Origin of the sequence: Streptomyces endocoffeicus, from assembly GCF_016741935.1 — a bacterium.
GTDB classification, from domain to species: domain Bacteria; phylum Actinomycetota; class Actinomycetes; order Streptomycetales; family Streptomycetaceae; genus Streptomyces; species Streptomyces endocoffeicus.
This window is the reverse complement of sequence record NZ_JAERRG010000071.1, coordinates 1-19,948: the sequence shown is the minus strand read 5'-3', so window position 1 is coordinate 19,948 and position 19,948 is coordinate 1. Positions and strand designations below refer to the sequence as shown.

Here is a 19,948-nt window from a genome sequence, read left to right as displayed (position 1 = left end):
ATGTGCCGAACAACTGGCCCCGGCGGCACTGCCCTTGCCGGGAACCTTATCCGTGCAGGTCGCGCCGCATGTTGGTATGCGTGGAGGATGCCGCCGAGGCGATCGTGTCGGCGTATGTCGAGGCGGGCTAACGCGTCGGGATCGTCGATCGGCGGGGGGCAAGGGGTGCGGCGGGCGGGCGTTCGCGATGCCCTGGTGTGGTCGGTGTCCGTTGTAGAACTGCTCGAACTCGCGCAGGGTGTGGAGGAGATGTCGCTGGTTCCAGATCAGTGTCCGGTCCAGGAGCTCGCGGCGACAGGTCTGTATCCAGCGCTCCATGAAGGCCATTCGTGGCACCTGGATGCCGCTGAGCACGACGTCGATCCCCGCGTCCTTGAGGACGGCATCGAAGAGGTCGGGGAACTGTCCGTCCCGGTTCCGGATCATGAACCGTGTGCGGCAGGGGAGGTCTTCGAGGTCCATGACGAGGTTCTTCGCAGCTTGCGCTACCCAGGATGCGCTCGGATGCGCGGTGGCGCCTAGGACGCGGATCTGGCGGCTGCCGTGTTCGATCACCACGAGCACGTATATCCGTATCCCCGACAGGGTGACTGTTTCCATGAAGTCGCAGGCCGGCAGGGCATCAGCCTGTGGGTGCCGGAATCTGTGTCACCCTATGCGACCTGCGAGTATTCGTGGATAAGGCCGCCGAGTCGATCGTGTCGACTGGTGCGAGTGTGGTTCCTGGCGATGGGCGGCTCGGGGTCGGTGAGTCGGTCTGGTGCCCGTTGTCCGAGGGATCGATGCGGCCGGTGTCTGTTGTAGTGCTCCGCGTACTCGCTGACGACGAGGCGCGGGTGGCGTTCTCCGGTGATCAGGACGCGGTCGGTTGCCTCGCGTCGGCATGATCCGATTCAGCGTTCCGCGATGGCGTTCATCCGGGGCACTTGGGGCAGTGTCGGAATGACGTGTGCGCCGATCGTCTGGAAGACGGCGTCGAAGCTGTCGGTGAAGTAGGCGCCGCGGTGCCGGATGAGGAAGCTGATCGACTCTGTGCGGTCACCGAGGTCCACGAGGTAGTTCCGTGCTTGCTGGGTGATCCAGGGGCCGGTCGGGTGCCGGGTGATGCCGGCGATGCGCACGTGTCGGGTGCTGTGGTCGATGAAGAACAGCACGAATCAGCGCCGCGGGAAGGACGTGTCGATGTGGAAGAGGTCGTGGCCTCGATGGCGGAGGCCTGGGCTTTGAGGAAGGCGGGCCAGGACTGGTTGGTGCGCTGGGGTGCGGGGTCGATCCCGGCCTTCTGCAAGATCTTCCAGACGGTCGAGGTGCCGAGTTTGCGTCCCAGGCCGAGCAGTTCGCCGTGGATCCGTCGATATCCCCACCCCGGGTTCTCCCGCGCGAGGCGCAGGACCAGCTGCCGCAGTGCTTCCAGCTTCGGCGGTCGGCCCGGACGGCTGTGTGGACAGGTCCACTTCCGGGCCACGAGGCGTGCGTGCCAGCGCAGGACCGACCGTGGAGTGACCAGCAGAGCAACGTCATCCGTACCAGGTGATGTTGCAGATATAGATGCAGTGATGGCGTGGTACTGAGAGGAAGCTGATGAAGCCGCGTCCGCCGAGAATGTCGAATTCTCGGAGTCCGCCTTCTCGGTCGAGGGGCCGACCCACCTTTGCCGCGTCGACTCCAAGCGCGGCGAGTTCGGTTGCCAGTCGCTCGACCTCTGCTACGACGCCTGGCGCAAGTCCGTCGGCGACGTACTCCTCACTCGGGTTGTACTCCCAGGTCCAGTCGGTCACAGCCCCGCCTCGGCCTCCGCGGCCTTACGGATCTGCTGAATTTCGTGGATGGCCGCCGTCGGGTCCTGTTCGGCCATATCGACGATCTGCTCGAGTTCACGGAGGCGGGCGGCGCGTTCCGGGTGCCGCTCGATGGCGACGAACACGGCCCATGAGTGGACGAAAGCCCGCAGGGGCGCGAGGCTCTGTGTCTGCTGTGCGTTTGTAGTCGCCTCGAACAGGTGCTGAGTGAGCGCAGGGACTCTGCTGGGAGCGATCCGGGCGACAGCCGTGCGCAGTGCGTCAGGGGCGAGGTCGGGCATGGGGATCAGGGGTCCATACGGGCCGTCTGGCTGCGCACTCACGATGACCTCCTGTGCAGGGTTGCTCGTCGTACCCTACCGTGCGGGCGCGGTAGCTGTGGGAGACCCTTGTCCGCTCCGCAAGCCGTCGCATGGCGTGGCTGTTGCTATGGGGGAGTGGCTGATTGCGGCGTTCTCCGTAGGCGCGCAAGGGCGCGGTACGGTTCTGAACCGAGCGCTACGGTGCGGTACGGACTGTCGCGGAGAGTTGCCGCGCCGATGGGGGTCAAGGGGGCGCAGGTTCAAATCCTGTCGTCCCGACCAGCGTTTTCGCAGGTCGGAGGCCGTTTCCGCGGGTAGCGGGGGCGGCCTTAACCGTTTCCGGGCTGGGAGCAATGGGGAGCTCTCTGGGAGCCCTCGTGCTCCCAACTCGCAGACGTGTCAACGCCGCCCGGTTTGTCCGTCACCCGATCCGGTAGACGTGCGGTGCCGTACCGCGCCCGTGTGTGCCGTCGTCAACCGTAGGCCCCTGGGGTCACCCGGTCGATTCGGATGCTCTCTGCATCGAGAGGCATAAGGACCCTTGTCGGCTCTCGACCTCCTTTCAGGGTGGGAGCACGGAGTCGCGCTCCCCATGCGACAGGGATGGGGGGACTTGAAGGGTGTCTTTATTGCCGCGCGGTGGTTTACCTGGAGCTTTTCGTTCGCCCAAGTATGGGCACGATCACTGATCGTGGGTCTACGACTGCTCTACCTGATCTTCTGCCGACTACTGGGCTGCCTCCTCTTGCTGGGCCGATCGACCGCCGCGAGCAACGCCGAGATCCTCGCGCTTCGCCATGAGGTCGCAGTCCTGCGCCGGCAGATCGAGCGTCCGCGGCTCTCATGGCCTGATCGTGCCGTGCTCTCCGCTCTCGCGCGGCACCTTCCACCCGTCTTACGCCGCCACCGGCTGGTCACCCCGAGCACACTGCTGACCTGGCACCGCCGTCTCGTGCGCTGGAAATGGCGCCAGATCCCAACCGGACCCGGCCGACCACCGCTGGCGGAAGAGACGGTCGCGCTCATCCAGCGCCTGGCGCGAGAGAACCCGACCTGGGGATACGTCAGAATCCAAGGCGAACTCCGACGGCTCGGTCATCGGGTTGCCGCCGCTACGGTCCGGCGTGTTCTGTGCCGCTCCGGTCTGCCGCCCGCACCGCAGCGCGCATCCCAGCAGACCTGGTGTACTTTCCTCTGCTCCCAGGCCCACACGCTGCTCGCTTGCGACTTCATGCACGTGGAGACCGTCTTCCTCAAACGTCTCTATGTCTTCTTCATCATGGAGATCAAGACCCGGCGCGCTCATGTCCTGGGTGTCACCGCCCGCCCTACGGGCGCATGGGTCACCCAGCTCGCCCGCAACCTGCTCATGGACCTCGGCGACAGGGCTGGGTGCTTCCGGTTCCTCATCCGTGACCGGGACAGCAAGTTCACCGCCGCGTTCGACGCCGTCTTCGCCGGCAACGGCATAGCCGTCATTCCGACTCCGCCGCAAAGTCCCCGGTCAAACGCGTTCGCCGAACGATGGATACGCACAGCCCGCGCCGAGTGCACCGACCGCCTCCTCATCACCGGCGAGCGGCACCTGCGCACGGTCCTCAACCAGTATGCCGAGCACTACAACGCGGGACGGGCCCACCGCAGCCTCGACCTACGAGCACCCGAAGACCACCCAAGCGTCATCCCCCTGCCCGCTGCCGTAGTCCGACGGCGACAGCTACTCGGCGGCCTGCTCAACGAGTACCACACCACGCCACCCCAACGACTTCTCCATCCACAAGAAACACCCAGCTCAGCAGCCTGATCGGCATATTGACACCCTTCAGGCCGACCAGCCCTGCACCGCAGCGGCTACGCCGCGACCGACTTCCGCATCGACTGGCAGGCCCGGCAGGCAACCTGCCCGGCAGGGCCGGATCAGCACCCGCTGGTCCGACACCACCATCGGCGGCGAACCACGCATCCACATCGACTTCTCCGGCGCCGGATGCACCAGCTGCCCGGCCAAGGAAACCTGCACCACAGCCGCCTACCGCGTCCTGACACTGCTGCCACGCGAAGAGCACGAACTCCTCCGACAACGCCGGGCACAACAGCAGACCGATCAGTGGAAGGAGCGATACCACACCAGGGCCGGAGTGGAGGGCAGCATCTCCCAGGCGGTGCGGCGCACCAGCACCCGGCGCACTCGCTACCGCAGCCTCGCCAAGACCTCATTGGCCCAAGTCCTGACCGCGGCCGCCCTCAACCTGTACCGACTCGACGCCTGGTGGACCGGAACCCCCCTGGGCACGACACGAGTCTCCCACTACGAACAGCTCGTCCTCAGCCACGCGGCCTGACCGACAAAACCCAGATCACATCGACCAACAGAGTCCTTCAGGCGCCGCTTGCAGGGAGGTGTAGTGGCAAAAGCGCCGCCTGCCCGCTTCGCTGAGCGCCTTCTCACCCGGCTCGGCGACGATCTGCTTACCGCCGTCGTAGCCAACGTCCTGGATGCCCGTGCCTTCTGCGCCGAGAACCCGGCGCTGGAGCGTTTGCGCCGCTTGCCGGTGCTGGGACTGATAGCCGGGGCACCCCGTTGGTCATACGCGTTACGGGCTTGAGCCTCTCGTTTGGCAGACCAGGTACTGGCCATCTCTCACCGGTGTCCGTCGCCGGTTCGCTGTCAGCCGCGCCCGAAGACCTCTTCGCGGTGCGCACGCCAGCGTTCCATCATCTTGACGATCTCGTCGTCGATGAACTCGACGAGAGCCAGAGCCTCGGCGAGCCGACGGCCGGCGGGGGTCCCCGCGCCGACGCTGTCGATACCCTCGCGCATGGCGATCTCCCAGGGCCTTAACAATCCGTCCCGGTTGGTCAGTACCTCGTACCACTGGTTGCTGTGCACGCGGTATCGATCGCGCCGCGAACCGGGTTCCCGCTCGCGTGAGAGCATGTGCTGCTGCACGAGATAGCGCACCGCCCCGGAGACCGCGGCCGGGCTGACCCGGAGCTGTGCACCGATTTGGGCGGAGGTAAGGGCACCGGAGTCCGAGGAGAGCAGCGCCGCGAAGACTCGGGCCGGCATCCGCGGTACCCCGGCGTCGACGAGCTGTGCCGCGAAGCTCTCGATGAACTTCGAGACCGACTCGGCGTCCCGCACCACCTCACTCGGTTCAGTCATCTAAGCGTCTCTTTCCCTGCTCTGGCAATCCATCTTGATTTCACAAACTTATGAAACTGGCGTAAGTAATACAACCGGACCGAAGCCCGGGTGACCGGGCTACCGCTCGGCGACCTGAGTGCGATGACCGGCCGCCAAGTCCCGGTACTCGCCCTCTTCGTGCCACTCGCTCTCTTGGTCGTCCTCGACGGCCGACGCGGGGTGCGCGAGGCGTGTGGGGTTCCGAAACAGGGCCGCCGCACTGAGCCGCCGCGCTCGGCCCACTGCTTCCCGGGGTGGGGCTGGAGGTTGAGCGGGCCGAACTCGTCCATGCGGAAGGTGACTTCGGGCTCGCCTTCCTCGGGCAGGACCTCCCCGTCGGCGATCGCGAAGAGGTGCTCGACGCGGGCCTTCTTGGCCGCGTAGTCCGGGTCGCGGGAGGTTTTCCAGATACTTCAGGCGTTGAAAGGAGACGCCTTCCTTGCGGAGCAGGATGCGCAGGCCCTCGTGGCTGATGTCGTCGATCACCCCCTCTGCGACCAGGAAGTCCGCCAGCTTGGACAGACTCCAGGTGGAAAAGGGCAGGTCGTGCTCAGTCGGCTTGGACTTCGCGATCTTCTTGATCTCGCGGCGCTCGGGCAGCGTGAACGTCCTGGGCCGCCCGCCCTTGTAATAATCCGCGGCAGCCGCCGGCCCTCGTCATCGTCGATCTCCCGGACCTGCACTCGTTCAGTCACATGATCATTCTGGCCGTCCGGTTGCCGCGCCGGGCGACACCGGCTTGTTGACCGGACTACGGGAGGACATGCTGGGCGGTAGCGCATCCCCGCTCGGGCGTCGACGGCTTCTACGACTGGGCGGTGGCGTCGGACCGCCGCTTTGCCAGGATGCGCCGGTTCCCGCCCGGAGCCGGCCGGGTGGTCAGTCCAGTGCGGGGCGTGCGCGGCGTGCGGTGTGTGCGGGCCGCCCGACTGCGGCGTACCAGACCAGGGCCGCACATATGAAGGCCGTCGCCGCGGAGACCAGTGACCTTGTGAGGGTGTCGTTCCGTGCGCCGGAAACGAGGGCGACGGCCAGTGCCAGCGTCAGGGTGATGACGGGCAGCGCACGGGGGCTCCGCGTGGCGCCTGGCGCGGCGGCTGGCGGCAGCAGCCAGGTTGCGAGGCCGTAACAGGCACAGGCCAACAGTGTGGCTCCCAGCACTTCGCTGGGCCGGTGGCCGCCCATGGTCGCGCTGGCGGCGGCGATGCAGGCGAGCCACAGCACACCGGCCATGGCAACGTAGGGGCGGATGCGGGGGGACACCACGAGGACGGCGGCGAGGGTCAGCGCGGCGGGGATGGCCGAGTGCCCGCTGGGGAAACCCTGATCAAGGAGATTCTCGGGCGCGCCCACCAGATCGGGGCGGGGCAGGATGGTCGATTTGAGCACATCGTTGCCTCCGGCCGTGAGAATGACGACCCCGAGCGCCGCGCACCCCTGCCGCCAGCACCGCCGCACCAGGGTGAGGACCACGATGACGGCCAGGCCCGCCATCAGCGTGGGCTTGGCACTCAATTCCATCGGCGGCAGGGGCGTCGAGCCGTAGGCCGCTCCTGACAGGGGGTAGATCCATGCTTCTTCGCCGCCCTGTTTACCGAGATAAAACCAGGGGTTCTCAGCTCGTTGCCCCCACGGGGTGCAGATGGCGAGCAGGTAGACCGTCAGGAACCCCAGGGTGTACAGCAGAGCCGGCATCCACGGCCGTGTCGTACGCGACGGGCTGGGGTCTTCGGGGGCCTGCCTTGAGGCCCCCGGACGGTGCGCGGGTAGGGACGGGGAATCGTGCTGAGTCATCGTTCTGTTTCTTCCGTCGGGGGGAGTTCGGTCACGCACGTCTTGCGGCACGACGTGGGCCGCCGGGCCCGGTCGGCCCACCGGGGGGCCGCTCCTATTCGGCGAGCGCCCGGTTCTCCCGGCGCTGGGCGGTGATCGCCAGGACCGGGAGGGGTGCGATCAGGAGAAGGAGGACGACCAGGTCCGGAAAGGACTGCATGAACGCGTCCGGCTGGTTGACGATCGCCTGCGTGCGGATGAACGCGACCGCCGCGACGGGGATCAGCCACCGGTAGTCGCCGGTGGCGGCCGTCGCCACCCACGCGGCGATCAGCGCGGCGACTTCGAGGACGAACAGGCCGCGTTGGAAGGCCGGACTGATGGAGATGATGTGCAGGCCCCCGGCCACGAACATGGCGAGTACGACGGGGGCCAGCCAGCGGTACGAGCGGCGTCGCAGACGGCTGGGACGGCAGAGCGCCAGCACGGCGCAGGCGGTGCACAGTGCCCCCGAGAGCACCAGGTCACGGGCCGTTATCGGGGCGCCAAGACCGTAGTAGCCCAGTCCCGCCTTGCCCTCGTCGCCGAAGACGGTGCGGCCGTGGGACGTGGCGCCGGCCCAGATCATGGCTGCCGCGGCCGGCAGCGCGATCCACGGTCTGCCACGCAGCAGAGCGATCAGGCAGCCCAGCGGGAGCAGCCCGTAGGGCAGCAGCCGTATCCGCGTGGGCCCTTCGGCCCACGGGTACCAGCCGGAGAAGCGGAAGGCGATGGCGTGCTGTCCGGGGTCGATGTGCAGTGCCCAGTGCCACACGTCCTGCAAGTACGGAACCAGCGCCAGCGCGGCGAGGGTCAGGGCGGACAGATGGATGCCGTCCAGCCACCACGGCCGGGCCGTGTCGTCGACGACGGCGCGGGCGCGGGCCTGCACCCCGGCGCGAACCAAGGCGGCAACTTCCCGCGGCGGGGGCCAGGAGCGGCCGGGATACGCCTCGGACAGGCAGGTCAGCAACTCCTCTCCCTGCCGGGAACGGTAGGGCTCGGGATAGGCCGCGAGCAGCAGACGATTCATGCCGGGGCCGCTCCGGTATCCCGCGAGTGTCCGATGACGACGGCCGCGGCCTGCTGCATCCGCAGCGCCTCCCGGCCGAGCGCCTCGGTGCCGTCCTCGGTGAGCCGGTAGTAGCGCCGCGCCCGCCCGTCCACGATCTCCTCATGGCCGGCGGCCACCAGCCCGGCCCGCTCCATCCGCTCCAGCGCGCCGTAGAGAGTGCCGACAGCGATCCGGAGCCGCCCGCCGGTGGCCTGCTCGGCAGCCTTGATGATGCCGTAACCGTGCAACGGACCATCCATGAGCGCGGCAAGGATGAAGTACTGCGGTTCCGTCAAGGGCGGATTCTGTCTGGTCACGCATCGAGTATATATCGAGCCACGAAATATATCTGCCAGCCCTGGTGATCACCGGCAGCGCCTCCACGCCCGCGGCGAGCGTCACCCTCTCCCGGCCGGCGGGCGCGACGGAGGTCTCCTCGACGCACCCGCGCGGCGTCGGCGGATGCTCACCGCGACCTGGTCCGGGCCGAGCGGAATGTCACCACTACGCGATCGCCGACGGTGAGGTCATACCGAGGAAGGCGAGCCCGAAGTCGCGGTGAAGTCGCCGCCCACTTCGGCGAGCCGGTTCAGCTGTCCCGACCATGGGCCGGCCGCGTTGACGACCACCCCGGCGGACAGTTCGGTTCCGTCCTTGAGGCGCACCCCGCGCACGCGTCCCCCGCGCCGCATCACCGCGGTGACAGGGGTCTTCCACCGGAAGGCGGCTCCGTGCCGCTGGGCCGCCGTAGCAAGGTTGTGCGCGGCGAGTTGCGGGTCGTCGATAAAGCCTCCGTCGGGTGTGTGGAGAGCACCGAGCCGAGCGGACGCGTCGGCGAAGAACTCGTCGTCATCCACGGGGCGGGGCGGGAAGTGCCGGCCGGTGTCCAAGGCGGGCAACCGCTTGGACAGCTCTCGCGCACCCCATTTTTCGTACGGGACGCCGACGTTGTCGAAGTGTCGCGTGAACAGGGTGCGAAGTCCACGTCCAGCATGGTGACGCCGCAGCGGTTGAACGCTGCGAGGGGTTCACTGGCGGGTGCTTGGAGATGGTCGCGCCATGCTTCCCAGCAGTGACGGGACTCCCAAGCAGCATTGACGCCCGCGATCGTGGGATAGGTGAAGCGGACCACGGCGCTCGAGGCGCTGGTGGAGCCGTTGCCCGCGCCGCCGAGCTTGTCGACCACGACGACCCGCAGACCGCTCCGCACCAGTTCGAGAGCGATAGAGGATCCGATTACCCCGGCCCCTACGACGACAGCGTCTGTGCTCTCCGCCATGTTCCAACCCACCTTCTCGTTGCCGGACCAGACGGTTCCTCTGGCGGCGCGGAGGGTCGCCGCTCCGCCCGTTGTCCGCACATTACGCAGGTCAGAGCCAAAGTTCCGGCGGCTGTTGTCGCCCCTTTCTGTCGTCGTACCCAACAGTCGATGCTGCTTGTCAGCGCGTCCGCAGGCAGGGTCCGAGGGATCAGGTGAGGCGGCGGTAAGGGCCGGGGGCCTGCTCAACGCTCCGGACGTGATCGTGGAACGGATCGGCCCTCTCGCATGCGCAGGATCAAGGTGACCGCGTCCTCCGAGCGGGTTCCGGGAGTCAGGACTTCCTGCAAGAGGAGGCCGCGAAGCGCGGCAACGGTGACGGTGGCCACATCCCGCGCTTCCTTCGTGTCGAGCCCTTCGCGTTCCGCGAGTGAGGACAGCATCACGGTCAGGTCACCGATCGACTCTACGAACTCACGGAAGTCCTCGGGGCCGTACGCCGCCAGTCCGGCGACGTAGAAGAAGCCGCGGGCACGCGACAGCTGCTCCGGCCGGGTGTAAGTGCGCCAGATCGCCACCACGAAATCGTCGAAGGTGCTCTGCTGGGCGGCCTCCCAAAGTGCCTCGTTGTCACGGGATCGCTGCGCCTCGAGCATGGTGGCCAAGACGCCCGAGAGCGACCCGAAGTGGTACCGCAACAGGGCGTGGCTGGTCTCGATCCGGGCGGCGATCTCACGGAGCGACATCTCCGGCGGCGGAAGGGCCTCGCCGAAGGCGTCGAGAAGCCGTGCCAGGAGTCGCTCGCGCGCGCTGCCCTTGCGTTCCGAGGTTGACAGGATCACTCCCACAGTTTATCCATTGGAAAAGAAAATTTGGCGGTTCCGTGTTGCTTCGCACATGGTCGCAGTCAGCTCGCAACGACGGAGGATCGACTATGGGACCTGCTCATGTAGTCGGCGCGACGGTCATCGACGGATCGGGGCGCGATCCCAGCAACCTCGACATCACTATCGAGAACGGCCGCATCGCCCAACTCGGTGCCTCCAGCGCGCACGGCGAGCGTCTCGATGCCGAGGGATTGACGATGACGCCCGGCCTGATCGACGCTCACGTCCACCTGGGCCTGTCGAGCCCGATCCAGCCGCACTTCTCGTTTCAGATAAGCGCCGCCGAGATCGCGGCGGACATCTTCGCCACGGCCGGCGCAACGCTCGACGCCGGCTTCACCACCGTTCGCGACACCGGCGGGATCGACGGCGGTGTCGTCACCGCGATCGCGAAGGGCAAGGTCAGAGGGCCGCGCGTCCTGTCGTGCGGACCTGTTCAGTGCCAGATCGGCGGCCACGGCTACTACGGAGCCGAATGGGAACCCACCGAGCTGTGGAGCAGCCACCACATCCCGGGCCTGTGCGCCCTCTCCATGATGGCGGGCAACGCGGACGAACTGCGGCACAACGTCCGCGAAGCCTTCCGTCGCGGAGCCTCCTTCCTGAAGCTCTGCGTGACCGGCGGAGTGGTGGGCGCACATGATCGACTGACCGACACCCAGTTCACCGTCGAAGAGATCGCTGTCGCGGTTCAAGAAGCCGCGGCACGGAACACCTATGTGACAGTCCACGCCCACAACACCGAGGGCATACGAAATGCGGTCGAGGCCGGGGTGCGCTGTGTCGAGCACGGCACCAGCCTCGACGAATCCACAGCGACCCTGATGGCCGCTCGCGAGGTTGCCCTCGTGCCCACGTTCGCTGTCGTCGAGCAACTGCTGCACGACACCGCCGGAGCCGGTCTCGCCGAGTCGACCCGCGACCGAGCCAAGGGCGTACGCGAGCAGATGACGAAGGCGCTCGCTGTCGCCAAGCACGCAGGAGTACGGATCGGGCTGGGTTCCGATCTCATCGGTCCGGCCCAGGACCGTCGCGGCAGAGAACTCAGCCTGCGCGCAGCCCTCGAAACGCCGATGGAAGCGCTCGTGGCCGCGACCCGGACCAACGCCGAGATCCTCGGCCTGTCCGGCCAGGTGGGTGTCATCACTCCCGGTGCGCAGGCAGACCTCGTTCTTTGGAACGGCAACCCGCTCGAAGACCCAGCACTGTTCTCCGACCCGACCAACGCCGTCCTCGTAATCCAGGCTGGCCAGATCGTAAAGGACCTCAGATGAGCACCATGTGGCAGGGCTGCCTCGCCCACACCGACTACTTCGAGATGCGCTCCAGCGGTGGGCACGACTACGGCGTCTGGGTCACCACGCCACCGCGCTACGACCCTGCCGCGGCGCAAGCGCCTGCCGTGTACGTGCTCGACGGCAACTGGGCCGTGGGCATGACCGCCCCCCTCATCGTCACGCAACTCGACCCCATGCAGCCGATTCAGCCCTACGTCCAGGTCAGCGTGGGTTACGCAGGCGAGGAAGCGGAGCAGTGGGAGCGGTTGCGCAACCGCGACCTCGTGCCCCCCGGCGAACCCATCGCGAAGGAGTACATCGACGCGGTGGAGATGGGGGTCGAAACGGGCACGATGACTCGCGAGCAAGCCGACGCCTACCTCGCTGAATTGAGCGACAGCCGCGGGGACATGTTCCTGAACTTCCTTACCGACGACCTACACCCGCGGATCGAACGCGACTACGGCACAGCCCCGAGCGGTCACGGCCTCTTCGGCTATTCCTACGGCGGACTCTTCAGTCTCTACGCCTGGCTCACCAACAGCACCTTCTTCGAGAGCATCGGCGCGGGCAGCCCCGGCATTATCAATGAAGACAGTCAGGTCTTCGCTCGTCTTCAAGCAATGGGTGACACCCTGCCCGCTACCAAACTTCACGTGACCTTCAACGACCGAGAGATCCTCGGAGACTTGGCGGTCTACCAGAATCTCACGAAGAACACGGCCACGTTCCTTCACCGCCTCACCTCACGCAGCGGATCCGTCACCAGCGCACTCATGCACGACACACACGTGACTGGGCTTCAGGCATCGTTCCTCAGCTACCTCAGGACCTGCCGTGCCCAGTAAGCCTGGACGCCGCGGCTCTGCCTGACCGCCGCGCTGGGCGGCGGTGTGGCGCCATCTATGGTGCATTCATATGTGAGTCAACTTCTCTGGAGGTGTGCGGGTGGCCGAGCGGGACTTCGTCAGCACGACGCCCCCTGCCATGGGTATCGCCGAAGTACTCGGGCGACGGCTGCCCGCTGGCCGGGTGGTGACTGATCCGGACATCGTCGCCGGTCTCTCCCACGACCAGGCGGTGTGGGCGCCTGTTGGCCGAGCGGTGGCCGTCGTGCGCGCCAAGAGCACCGACGAGGTCCGGACCGTGGTTCGTGCGTGCCTGGAGCAAGGAGTCCCGTTGGTTGCACGCGGCGCCGGTACTGGATTGTCGGGGGGCGCCAACGCCGTCGAAGGCGGCGTGATCCTCGCGCTGGACGGCATGGATCGGGTGCTGGAGGTCGACGAGCTGGAGCGCCTCGCCGTCGTGCAGCCCGGTGTGGTCAACGACGACCTGCGCGCCCATGTAGCGGTGCTCGGCCTGTGGTACCCGCCTGACCCCGCTAGTTCGCCCTGGTCGACCATTGGAGGAAATGTCGCGACGAACGCCGGCGGAGTGTGCTGCGTCAAGTACGGCGTCACTCGCGACTATGTCCTCGGTTTGGAGGTCGTGACCGGCACGGGCGAGGTGGTCCGGCTCGGGCGCCGTACGTCGAAGGGGGTCGCCGGCTACGACCTTGTGGGCCTCATGGTGGGTGCCGAGGGCACTCTTGGTGTGGTCACCGAGATCACGGTCCGGCTGCGGCGCCTGCCTCCGGTCGGCGTGACCGCCGTCGGCTACTTCGACAGCGTCGGGCAGGCCGGTGACGCGGTGCGTGCGACGGCTGCCGCCGGGCTGCGGCCGGCCGCGCTGGAACTCGTCGACCGGCACTGTCTGCGCGCGGTCGATGCCTGGAAGAACATGGGGCTCTCCGCCGAGGCGGACGTGGTCCTCCTGGCCCGTTTCGACGACGATGGCCGCGCCGCCGAGGAGGGCGCCCGCCGGATGGTCGACTGCTTCCGCGGGGCTGGCTCTACTTGGGCGGACCGGTCCGAGACAGAGGAAGAGGCCGAGATGCTCTTCGCGGCCCGCCGGCTGGCCTTCCCCGCGCTCGAGCGGCTGGGGCCGGTACTCACGGAGGACGTCTGTGTGCCTATCGGGGCGGTGGCGGAGATGCTGGCCCGCATCGACCGGACCGCGGAGAGGCACCGGATCACCATCGCTAACATCGCGCACCTCGGCGACGGCAACTTGCATCCGCTGCTTGTGACGGAACACGGTGACGCGGCGGCTCAGGTCCGGGCCCGCGCGGCGTTCGACGACATCATCGCGGACGCCCTTGAATTGGGTGGGACGGTGACTGGTGAGCACGGTGTGGGACTGCTCAAGCGGCCCGGCCTCACCCGTGAACTCGGCCCGGCCGTCCTGGAGATGCATCGCGCGGTGAAGCGTGCTCTCGACCCGGCCGGGATTCTCAACCCTGGCAAAGTTTTCGGGCCGGCATGACCCCTTGGCCAAGTACAAGACCGGGCCGCGGACGACAGAGCTCCCAGAGCCGGAGTTCCACGCACGGTACTCCGGCGTCAGCGACGTTGCCCTTGCCGAGAATGTCATCTGTGGAGGTCATGCGGCATGGTGGTACTCGTGGCGGATCCCGCCGAGTCGATTGCGTCGTCGTATGTCGAGACGGCTGATCTGCTCAGGATCGTCGATCGGCGTCGGTAAGGCGTGCAGCGGTCTGGCGTTCCCGATGCCCTGGTGCGGCCGGTGTGCGTTGTAGAACTGCTCGTTTTCTCTCGATCGCCCATTGGTAGCATTCGCAGCATGGCGAACGCATTCGTCACGCCCAGGTAGGCCAGTCGCAGCAGCACGGTCGATCATCTTGCCGCGGTGAGCGCCAGCCTCGCGAGAGCGCCTGTTTTGGCGACTTCGCTGGTCGACCTCCGGCGCACAGCGCACACCCCCTACCACCAGGGCGGACGAGATTTTCGGCAAGCGCACTGCTGCCGTAGTCCGACGGCGACAGCTACTCGGTGGTCTGCTCAACGAGTACCACACCACGCCACCCCAACGACTTCTCCAGCCACAAGAAACACCCCGATCAGCGGCCTGATCGGGGTATTGACACACCCTTCACTTCAGGCATGCCGAAGGCCACTCGGCAGCACCGCCTGGCCCGAGACGATCGCCGACTTCATTCTGCGAGCTCCACCCCCGCGTGGCTCAATGTGTCTGGTTCGCCGGTGTGGCCCTCGTGAACGCGGGAGACTCCTCGCGGGGGATCGATCTCGGTGGCGCGCATGAAATCCAAAAAGCGAGCCGCGACGGGCGAGAGGTCCTGAGAGCAGTGGTACATCACGCCGGTGACCCTGGTTGCTCCCGGAGAATCCACGGGTACCGCGACCAGATCATCCAGACCGAAACCCTGCAACTCCAAGGCCGGCAGAGCTGCCACGCCCACGCCGGCCCGTAGCAGCCCGCGGATCGTCGCCGCGCTACAGGCATTGAAGTGGTGGCTCACCGAGATCGAGTGCTTGCTGAACGCAGCGTCGGTGATCGCTCGGATGCTGGTTCCGGGCCGCGCTGCGACCACGGTCTCACCATTGAAGTCCGCCCACGAGATGGAATTCTGCGCCGACCAAGGATGGCTGTGGTGCGCGACGCCGTAGAACTGTTCCCGCAGCAGTGGTGTGAAGCAGAAGCCGTCTGGCAGGTCACCGTGGGCGGTCAAGCCGAGTTCGACAGTCCCACCTTCGAGGCGTTCGACAACGTCATCCGCGGCCCCGTCGATGATCTCGAACTCCACCTCGGGGTGATCCAGCATGAAGCCGCGCATCACGCCCGGCAGCACAGCCGCCGCGAGCGACGGAAGCGCGGCTACGGCGATGGTTCCGGACTGGGCCGCCACGTACGACATGAAGCGGCTCAGTCGCATGTCCATGTCGTCGAGGACGGCGCCCGTCATGAGGAGAAAGGCATGCCCCGCGGCTGTGAGGTCGAGCTGCCGAGTGGTGCGGTCGAACAACCGCACCCGCAGGAGACGCTCGACTTCCTTGATCCTCCTGCTGAGGACTGACTGAGAGATGTGCTCTGCTGCGGCTGCTTTCGTGAAACTGCCGGATGCGGCGAGTGTCCGGACTGTGCGAAGCTGCTGCAACGTCAGGTCAGGGACCGGCATGGCTCCACCTCTTGCCGCATACTCGGGTGGACGTGGCAAGCATGGCTGAACCCGCGGTCCGGCGGCGTAGTAGCCGTTGTCGGCTTGCCCGGCCAGCTCCGAGCGCTTGACCGTTTCCCGCGGCATGCCGCAGGGCACAGGGGTGGCGGACAACAACGGCTGACGGCCACGGCAGGCACGGGATACGACCACCTGATCGTTGATCGATATGTAGAGTGCCATCAGACGAGTGTTCAGTTCTTCGCTCACACATCAAGCTGAACGCCCTCCTCCCACACCTGCGGACCGATCTCACTTCACGCGATCTTCACGTGATCAACCACCTAGTTCGGCCTCGAGCGCACATGGTTTGCGATCGCCGCGTCGTCGTTCGCGCCGTACATGTCGTCGATCAACGTTGCGAACGAGTTCACGACGGCATTGCGCTTGATCTTGCCGTTCGCGGTCCGCTCGCCGCGCTCGACTTGCAGGGACCGAGGCAGAACGCGAAAGTCCTTCAACTGCTCTACGCGCGCGAGGTCCGCGTTGACCCGAGCGACCTCCGCTCGCAGGCGTTCGGCCAGGACCTCTGCCGACCGGGCGTCGGCGGTTGTGCTCGGCTCGAGCAGGACGGTGAGGTATTTGCGAGCATCGCCGACGACGATCGCTTCGTTGATCAGCGAGCTCTCCTTCAACCGGGTTTCGATGGGCTGAGGATTGATCGTTTTGCCGCCTCGGGTGATGATCACGTCCTTCTTCCGGCCGATGAGCCGGATGTCGCCGTGGGGTGTGCGCTCCATCAGGTCACCGGTGCGGAACCAGCCATCCTGGAAAACAGCCTCGGTCTCCGCCGGGTTGCGCCAGTATCCGTCGAAGAGCAGGGGCGCGCGGAGCAGCATTTCGCCATCGTCCGCGACTTTCACCTGGAACCGTGGGTCCGGGAATTCCCTGCCGATGAAGCCCGGACGGGGGAACGGCTGGTTGAAATGAGCGATGGGACACCCGGCGGTCTCGGTAAGACCGTAGTTTTCGCGGAGATCGAGCCCCCAGATCTGCCATATCGCGATGACGCTTTCGGGCATCGCGGCAGATGCGGTGTAGGCAACGCGGATGCGATCCATTCCGACGGTTGCCCGCAGTGGCAAGAACACTCCGCGAAGTGCGGCAGCGTACGCGATCCGCAGCAGTACCGAGGGTCGGCGATGGGACCAGCGGCGTTCGGCTACCCTGCGGCCGACCCACATGGCGGCGTCATAGGCGTAGCGACGAAGTCGCGGCCAGACCTCCGTCTGTGCGATCAGCTCGCCGGCGATCTTCTCGTAGAACCGCGGCGGCCAGAGCACTGCCGTCGGCCGCACCGAGCGCAACACATCTTCGTAGTCACCAATGCGGCAGTATGTGACCACCAGCCGTGAGAGCAGCGGCGCGAACACCGACACCACCGCCGGCGCCACGTGGGCCAACGGCAGGAAGCCCACAACATCGTGCTCGTGGCGGAGGATCTGCGGGTAGAGGCCGACGAAGGTCTGAACCGAGTGCTGAAGCGTGCGGTGTGAGTGTGTGACGCCTTTCGGAGCTCCCGTGGATCCCGACGTGTAAAACAGCACGGCGGCATCGTCGAGGGATCCACCGGCGACCAACTCGGACAGGGGATCGGCGCTGTCGTCGGCGTACTGTGTTCCTTCTTCGCACAGCGCTTCCCACGTTGTCCTTCTGATCACCTCGGGTAGCTCCGGCGGAGTGGCGTCGATTCCGACCACGAGCCGCAGCTTCGGTGTGTGTGCGGCGACCTCCGCCACCTTGATGAGCTCCGTCGTCGTCTCGCCGATGAAGGCGACGGCCTCGCTGTGTACGAGGAGTTGCTCGATCTCGGCAGGTGAGTTGGTCGGATAGACGCCGATCACGACGCCGCCGACACTCTGCACGGCCAGCGCGGCGAACACCCACTCCGGGCGTGCGCTGCTCATCACCGCGACGCGATCGCCGTGCCGCACACCTTGCGCGATAAGGCCGAGCGCGAGATCTTGCACGCGATCCCGGTACGTCCGCCACGTGATCGCCTGCATAACCCCATCACGCCAGTAACGCAGCGCGACGGCGTCGGGTTCCCTGTTCGCGCGATCGAGCAGTAGCCCCGGTAGCGTCCGGGTTGGCTCGAAATTAGTCAGATCCATGACACGCCCTCTCTTCCAGAGCCGACAAGCCCGGGCCCGATGAGATTCATGCGGCACTCTCCCCGAGGTGCAGGAAGCCACCTCGGTACCACGTCACCGGCTTGCCACTACCTGTCCGCGCGTCGTCTACACGGCCGATGAGGATCACATGATCCCCGCCGGGTACGACGTGCTCCAGTTCGCAACGGATGACTGCCGCCGCGTCGGGCAGTAGCGGGTGACCACTCTCATCGAATTCGAAGGCCCCGTACGCGAACTTGTTTTCACCTTTTGTCGCGAACTTGATCGCCAACTCGGCGTGCGCGGGAGTCACGATGTTGACGATGAACCGCTCGGCCGCCATGAAGACGGGGGAGCAGTCCGCTCCTCGGTCCAGGCACACCAGGACGAGCGGCGGATCGAGCGACAGCGCCGCGAAGGAACTCGCGGTGAACCCGTGCGGCATGCCTGACGCGCTTCGCGTCGTCACGATCGTCACGCCTGAAGGGAAGCGGGCCAACGCCGAGCGGAAAGCGGCCGGGTCCAGCCCTTGAAATTGATCAACCATGATATCCCTCGCGGGCGGCTCGGGCGGCAGGGTCGTCGAAGACCGTGCGCGCGTCGGCAACCGTGACGCGGAGCTGCTCTTCGACCGGCCAACTGGAAGTCCCTGAGTGAAGGGCCCGTTTCAGCGCCGCGAACACGGCAGGTGGTTTCGCCGCTGCCGCCCGCGCGTCCGCCATCGCGATCGCGAGCAGGTCGTCCTGCTCGACCACCTGGTCGACGATGCCCATCCGCTCCGCGTCGAACGCGTCGGCGGGCTCTCCGCCCAGCAGGAGGCGCCGGGCCGCGCGGTCACCCAGGACCCCTCGCACTCGAGTGATCCCCTTCACGGCCGGCAGCATCCCGTGGTTGATCTCGGGGAAGACGAAACGCGCATCAGTCGACGCGTACACCTTGTCGGCGAACAGTGCCATTTCGATGCCACCACCGACGCACCAGCCGTTGACCGCACACACCAGCGGCCGGGGAAAGTCCTCCAGAGCGCAGAGCAGCGCGTGAAACGACGCCATCCGCTCGACCATCGAATCGGCGCCGAAGCCGATGGCTTCCTTGATGTCGCCACCCGCGCAGAAGAAGCGCTCACCAGCTCCCGTCAGGACCACTGCGGGGGTGCCGGGGCCGCTGGCAAGGGTTTCCAGCGTCTTTGACAGCTCGCTGACGAGCGAATTGCTGAGCGCGTTCGCCGGCGGGTGGTTCAGGGTGAGTACAACCACGCCGTCCACTTCGTCGGACGCGTGCACAGCGCTGGGCGCTGTGTTGTGCGAGGCAATGCTCATGCTCGCCTTCCCTCAGTTCGCCGGTCCGCCGGCGGTGCGAGCGGAGGGGAAGTCCACGGGGCGCTTCTCCCGGAAAGCCTGGCGTGCTTCGGCGTAGTCGGCACCGGCGAAGTCGAGGATCTCGAGTGCCGAGGACAGCTCGTGCTGGGGCATCGCGTTGGTGAGCCAGGAGTTGAGCGCACGCTTGGTGAAACGGAGCGCCTGCTGGGAACCGCGGGCCAGTTGGGACGCGACCTCGAGCGCGCGGGGCAGCACCTGCTCGCGGGGAACGGACAGGCTCACGAGCCCGATCCGCTCGGCCTCGGCGCCCGTCAGCTTCTCGGAGGTGAGCACGTAGTACTTGGTCTTGGCCATGCCGACAAGCAACGGCCAGATGAGCGCGGCGTGGTCGCCGGCGGTCACACCGACCTTGGTATGGCCTTCGATCAGCACCGCGTCGTCCGCGGCGATGCTGATGTCGGCGAGAAGCGCGGTCGACAGCCCGTAGCCGACCGCGGGGCCGTTGATCGCGGAGATGATCGGCTTCTCGATGCGCAACATCGTCGCGACCCGCTTGCGTTCGGTCTCCAGCATCGCGAGCGCATCCTGGGGCGTGGGATCGGGCTGAGCGACGTCCATCCCGGTACAGAAGGCTTTGCCGGCCCCGGTGATGACGACGACCCGGGTCTGGTCGTCGCGCTCGACGTCGGCCCAGATCTGGTTCATCTCCTCGAACATCGGCAGGGTGAGAGAGTTGTACCGGTCGGGTCGATTGATCGTGATCTGGAGGACGCCGTTGTCGTGGCGTTCGGTGAGGATGTCGCCGGTGCCGTGGTGGTAGAGGTCGGTCATCGGCTGGTCTCCTTGTGGTGGCTGGGGTTGTGT

21 protein-coding genes and 4 pseudogenes are annotated in these 19,948 nt (G+C 66.6%); 5 read left to right on the top strand and 20 right to left on the bottom strand.

The features are described from left to right. Positions 1–62: 62 nt before the first annotated feature. The 5 genes and pseudogenes from JK364_RS56635 to JK364_RS52935 form a co-directional block, all read right to left on the bottom strand. Positions 63–642, bottom strand: a pseudogene (locus JK364_RS56635) (integrase core domain-containing protein); the annotation flags it as partial. An 11-nt stretch (positions 643–653) separates the two neighbouring features. Next, a complete protein-coding gene (locus JK364_RS56630; protein ID WP_307841703.1) occupies positions 654–854 on the bottom strand; it encodes an integrase core domain-containing protein in 201 nt (66 codons plus the stop codon). Between the two features lie 39 nt (positions 855–893). Further along, positions 894–1,154 (bottom strand): hypothetical protein, encoded by a 261-nt coding sequence (locus JK364_RS56625; protein WP_230993912.1) that lies wholly within the window; start codon positions 1,152–1,154, stop codon positions 894–896. A 363-nt stretch (positions 1,155–1,517) separates the two neighbouring features. After that, positions 1,518–1,778: a hypothetical protein gene (locus JK364_RS52940; RefSeq protein WP_201858646.1), complete on the bottom strand. Its 261-nt coding sequence runs from the start codon at positions 1,776–1,778 to the stop codon at positions 1,518–1,520. Then, positions 1,775–2,122, bottom strand: coding sequence for a hypothetical protein (locus JK364_RS52935; protein WP_201858645.1), 348 nt, complete (start codon positions 2,120–2,122; stop codon positions 1,775–1,777). Before JK364_RS52935 ends, JK364_RS52940 begins: the two co-directional genes overlap by 4 nt. A 670-nt stretch (positions 2,123–2,792) precedes the next feature. On the opposite strand from JK364_RS52935, the gene JK364_RS52930 reads away from it, so the two are divergent. Continuing rightward, a complete protein-coding gene (locus JK364_RS52930; protein ID WP_201858649.1) occupies positions 2,793–3,905 on the top strand; it encodes an integrase core domain-containing protein in 1,113 nt (370 codons plus the stop codon). Between the two features lie 18 nt (positions 3,906–3,923). On the opposite strand, the gene JK364_RS56620 is transcribed toward JK364_RS52930, so the two are convergent. Then, a complete protein-coding gene (locus JK364_RS56620) occupies positions 3,924–4,109 on the bottom strand; it encodes a hypothetical protein (RefSeq protein ID WP_230993911.1) in 186 nt (61 codons plus the stop codon). Between JK364_RS56620 and JK364_RS52925 the strand changes: the two genes are divergently transcribed. Further along, the gene (locus tag JK364_RS52925) at positions 4,045–4,443 is read left to right on the top strand and encodes a transposase (protein WP_307841702.1); all 399 of its coding nucleotides are present in this window, start codon (positions 4,045–4,047) and stop codon (positions 4,441–4,443) included. The genes JK364_RS56620 and JK364_RS52925 overlap by 65 nt on opposite strands. A gap of 326 nt (positions 4,444–4,769) precedes the next feature. On the opposite strand, the gene JK364_RS52920 is transcribed toward JK364_RS52925, so the two are convergent. The 8 genes and pseudogenes from JK364_RS52920 to JK364_RS52895 all read right to left on the bottom strand — a co-directional run bounded on the left by JK364_RS52920 (position 4,770) and on the right by JK364_RS52895 (position 10,260). Beyond that, positions 4,770–5,267 (bottom strand): GbsR/MarR family transcriptional regulator, encoded by a 498-nt coding sequence (locus JK364_RS52920; protein WP_201858644.1) that lies wholly within the window; start codon positions 5,265–5,267, stop codon positions 4,770–4,772. Between the two features lie 176 nt (positions 5,268–5,443). Continuing rightward, a pseudogene (locus tag JK364_RS57895) lies at positions 5,444–5,888 on the bottom strand (transposase); the annotation flags it as partial. A gap of 279 nt (positions 5,889–6,167) precedes the next feature. Continuing rightward, the gene (locus JK364_RS52915; protein ID WP_201858643.1) at positions 6,168–7,082 is read right to left on the bottom strand and encodes a phosphatase PAP2 family protein; all 915 of its coding nucleotides are present in this window, start codon (positions 7,080–7,082) and stop codon (positions 6,168–6,170) included. Positions 7,083–7,176: 94 nt separating this feature from the next. Further along, complete coding sequence (locus tag JK364_RS52910; RefSeq protein ID WP_201858642.1) at positions 7,177–8,133, bottom strand: hypothetical protein; 957 nt, start codon at positions 8,131–8,133, stop codon at positions 7,177–7,179. After that, positions 8,130–8,471, bottom strand: coding sequence for a PadR family transcriptional regulator (locus JK364_RS52905; protein ID WP_201858641.1), 342 nt, complete (start codon positions 8,469–8,471; stop codon positions 8,130–8,132). Before JK364_RS52905 ends, JK364_RS52910 begins: the two co-directional genes overlap by 4 nt. Positions 8,472–8,681: 210 nt before the next feature. Next, positions 8,682–9,011: an FAD-dependent oxidoreductase gene (locus JK364_RS57405; RefSeq protein WP_372462100.1), complete on the bottom strand. Its 330-nt coding sequence runs from the start codon at positions 9,009–9,011 to the stop codon at positions 8,682–8,684. Positions 9,012–9,175: 164 nt separating this feature from the next. After that, positions 9,176–9,433, bottom strand: a pseudogene (locus JK364_RS57400) (FAD-dependent oxidoreductase); the annotation flags it as partial. A 224-nt stretch (positions 9,434–9,657) separates the two neighbouring features. Beyond that, complete coding sequence (locus JK364_RS52895) at positions 9,658–10,260, bottom strand: TetR/AcrR family transcriptional regulator (RefSeq protein ID WP_201858640.1); 603 nt, start codon at positions 10,258–10,260, stop codon at positions 9,658–9,660. Between the two features lie 86 nt (positions 10,261–10,346). Here JK364_RS52895 and JK364_RS52890 point away from each other — a divergent pair, with 86 nt between their 5' ends. The 3 genes from JK364_RS52890 (at position 10,347) to JK364_RS52880 (ending at position 13,940) form a co-directional block, all read left to right on the top strand. Next, a complete protein-coding gene (locus JK364_RS52890; protein ID WP_201858639.1) occupies positions 10,347–11,573 on the top strand; it encodes a metal-dependent hydrolase family protein in 1,227 nt (408 codons plus the stop codon). Next, positions 11,570–12,424, top strand: a complete 855-nt coding sequence (locus tag JK364_RS52885; protein WP_201858638.1) for an alpha/beta hydrolase — start codon at positions 11,570–11,572, stop codon at positions 12,422–12,424. Before JK364_RS52890 ends, JK364_RS52885 begins: the two co-directional genes overlap by 4 nt. A 139-nt stretch (positions 12,425–12,563) precedes the next feature. After that, positions 12,564–13,940 (top strand): FAD-binding oxidoreductase, encoded by a 1,377-nt coding sequence (locus JK364_RS52880; RefSeq protein ID WP_201858647.1) that lies wholly within the window; start codon positions 12,564–12,566, stop codon positions 13,938–13,940. Between the two features lie 117 nt (positions 13,941–14,057). On the opposite strand, the pseudogene JK364_RS56615 reads toward JK364_RS52880, so the two are convergent. The 6 genes and pseudogenes from JK364_RS56615 to JK364_RS52855 form a co-directional block, all read right to left on the bottom strand. Then, positions 14,058–14,231 (bottom strand): annotated as a pseudogene (locus tag JK364_RS56615) (integrase); the annotation flags it as partial. A gap of 397 nt (positions 14,232–14,628) precedes the next feature. Further along, entirely contained in the window at positions 14,629–15,861 is a 1,233-nt protein-coding gene (locus JK364_RS52875; protein WP_201858637.1) for a LysR family transcriptional regulator, read from the bottom strand. Between the two features lie 74 nt (positions 15,862–15,935). Then, positions 15,936–17,765, bottom strand: coding sequence for an AMP-dependent synthetase/ligase (locus JK364_RS52870; protein ID WP_201858636.1), 1,830 nt, complete (start codon positions 17,763–17,765; stop codon positions 15,936–15,938). A gap of 46 nt (positions 17,766–17,811) precedes the next feature. Beyond that, positions 17,812–18,312, bottom strand: a complete 501-nt coding sequence (locus JK364_RS52865; protein WP_201858635.1) for a flavin reductase family protein — start codon at positions 18,310–18,312, stop codon at positions 17,812–17,814. Beyond that, a complete protein-coding gene (locus JK364_RS52860; RefSeq protein WP_201858634.1) occupies positions 18,305–19,084 on the bottom strand; it encodes an enoyl-CoA hydratase/isomerase family protein in 780 nt (259 codons plus the stop codon). Before JK364_RS52860 ends, JK364_RS52865 begins: the two co-directional genes overlap by 8 nt. 12 nt (positions 19,085–19,096) lie before the next feature. Then, positions 19,097–19,915: an enoyl-CoA hydratase/isomerase family protein gene (locus JK364_RS52855; protein ID WP_161561960.1), complete on the bottom strand. Its 819-nt coding sequence runs from the start codon at positions 19,913–19,915 to the stop codon at positions 19,097–19,099. Positions 19,916–19,948: the final 33 nt, after the last annotated feature.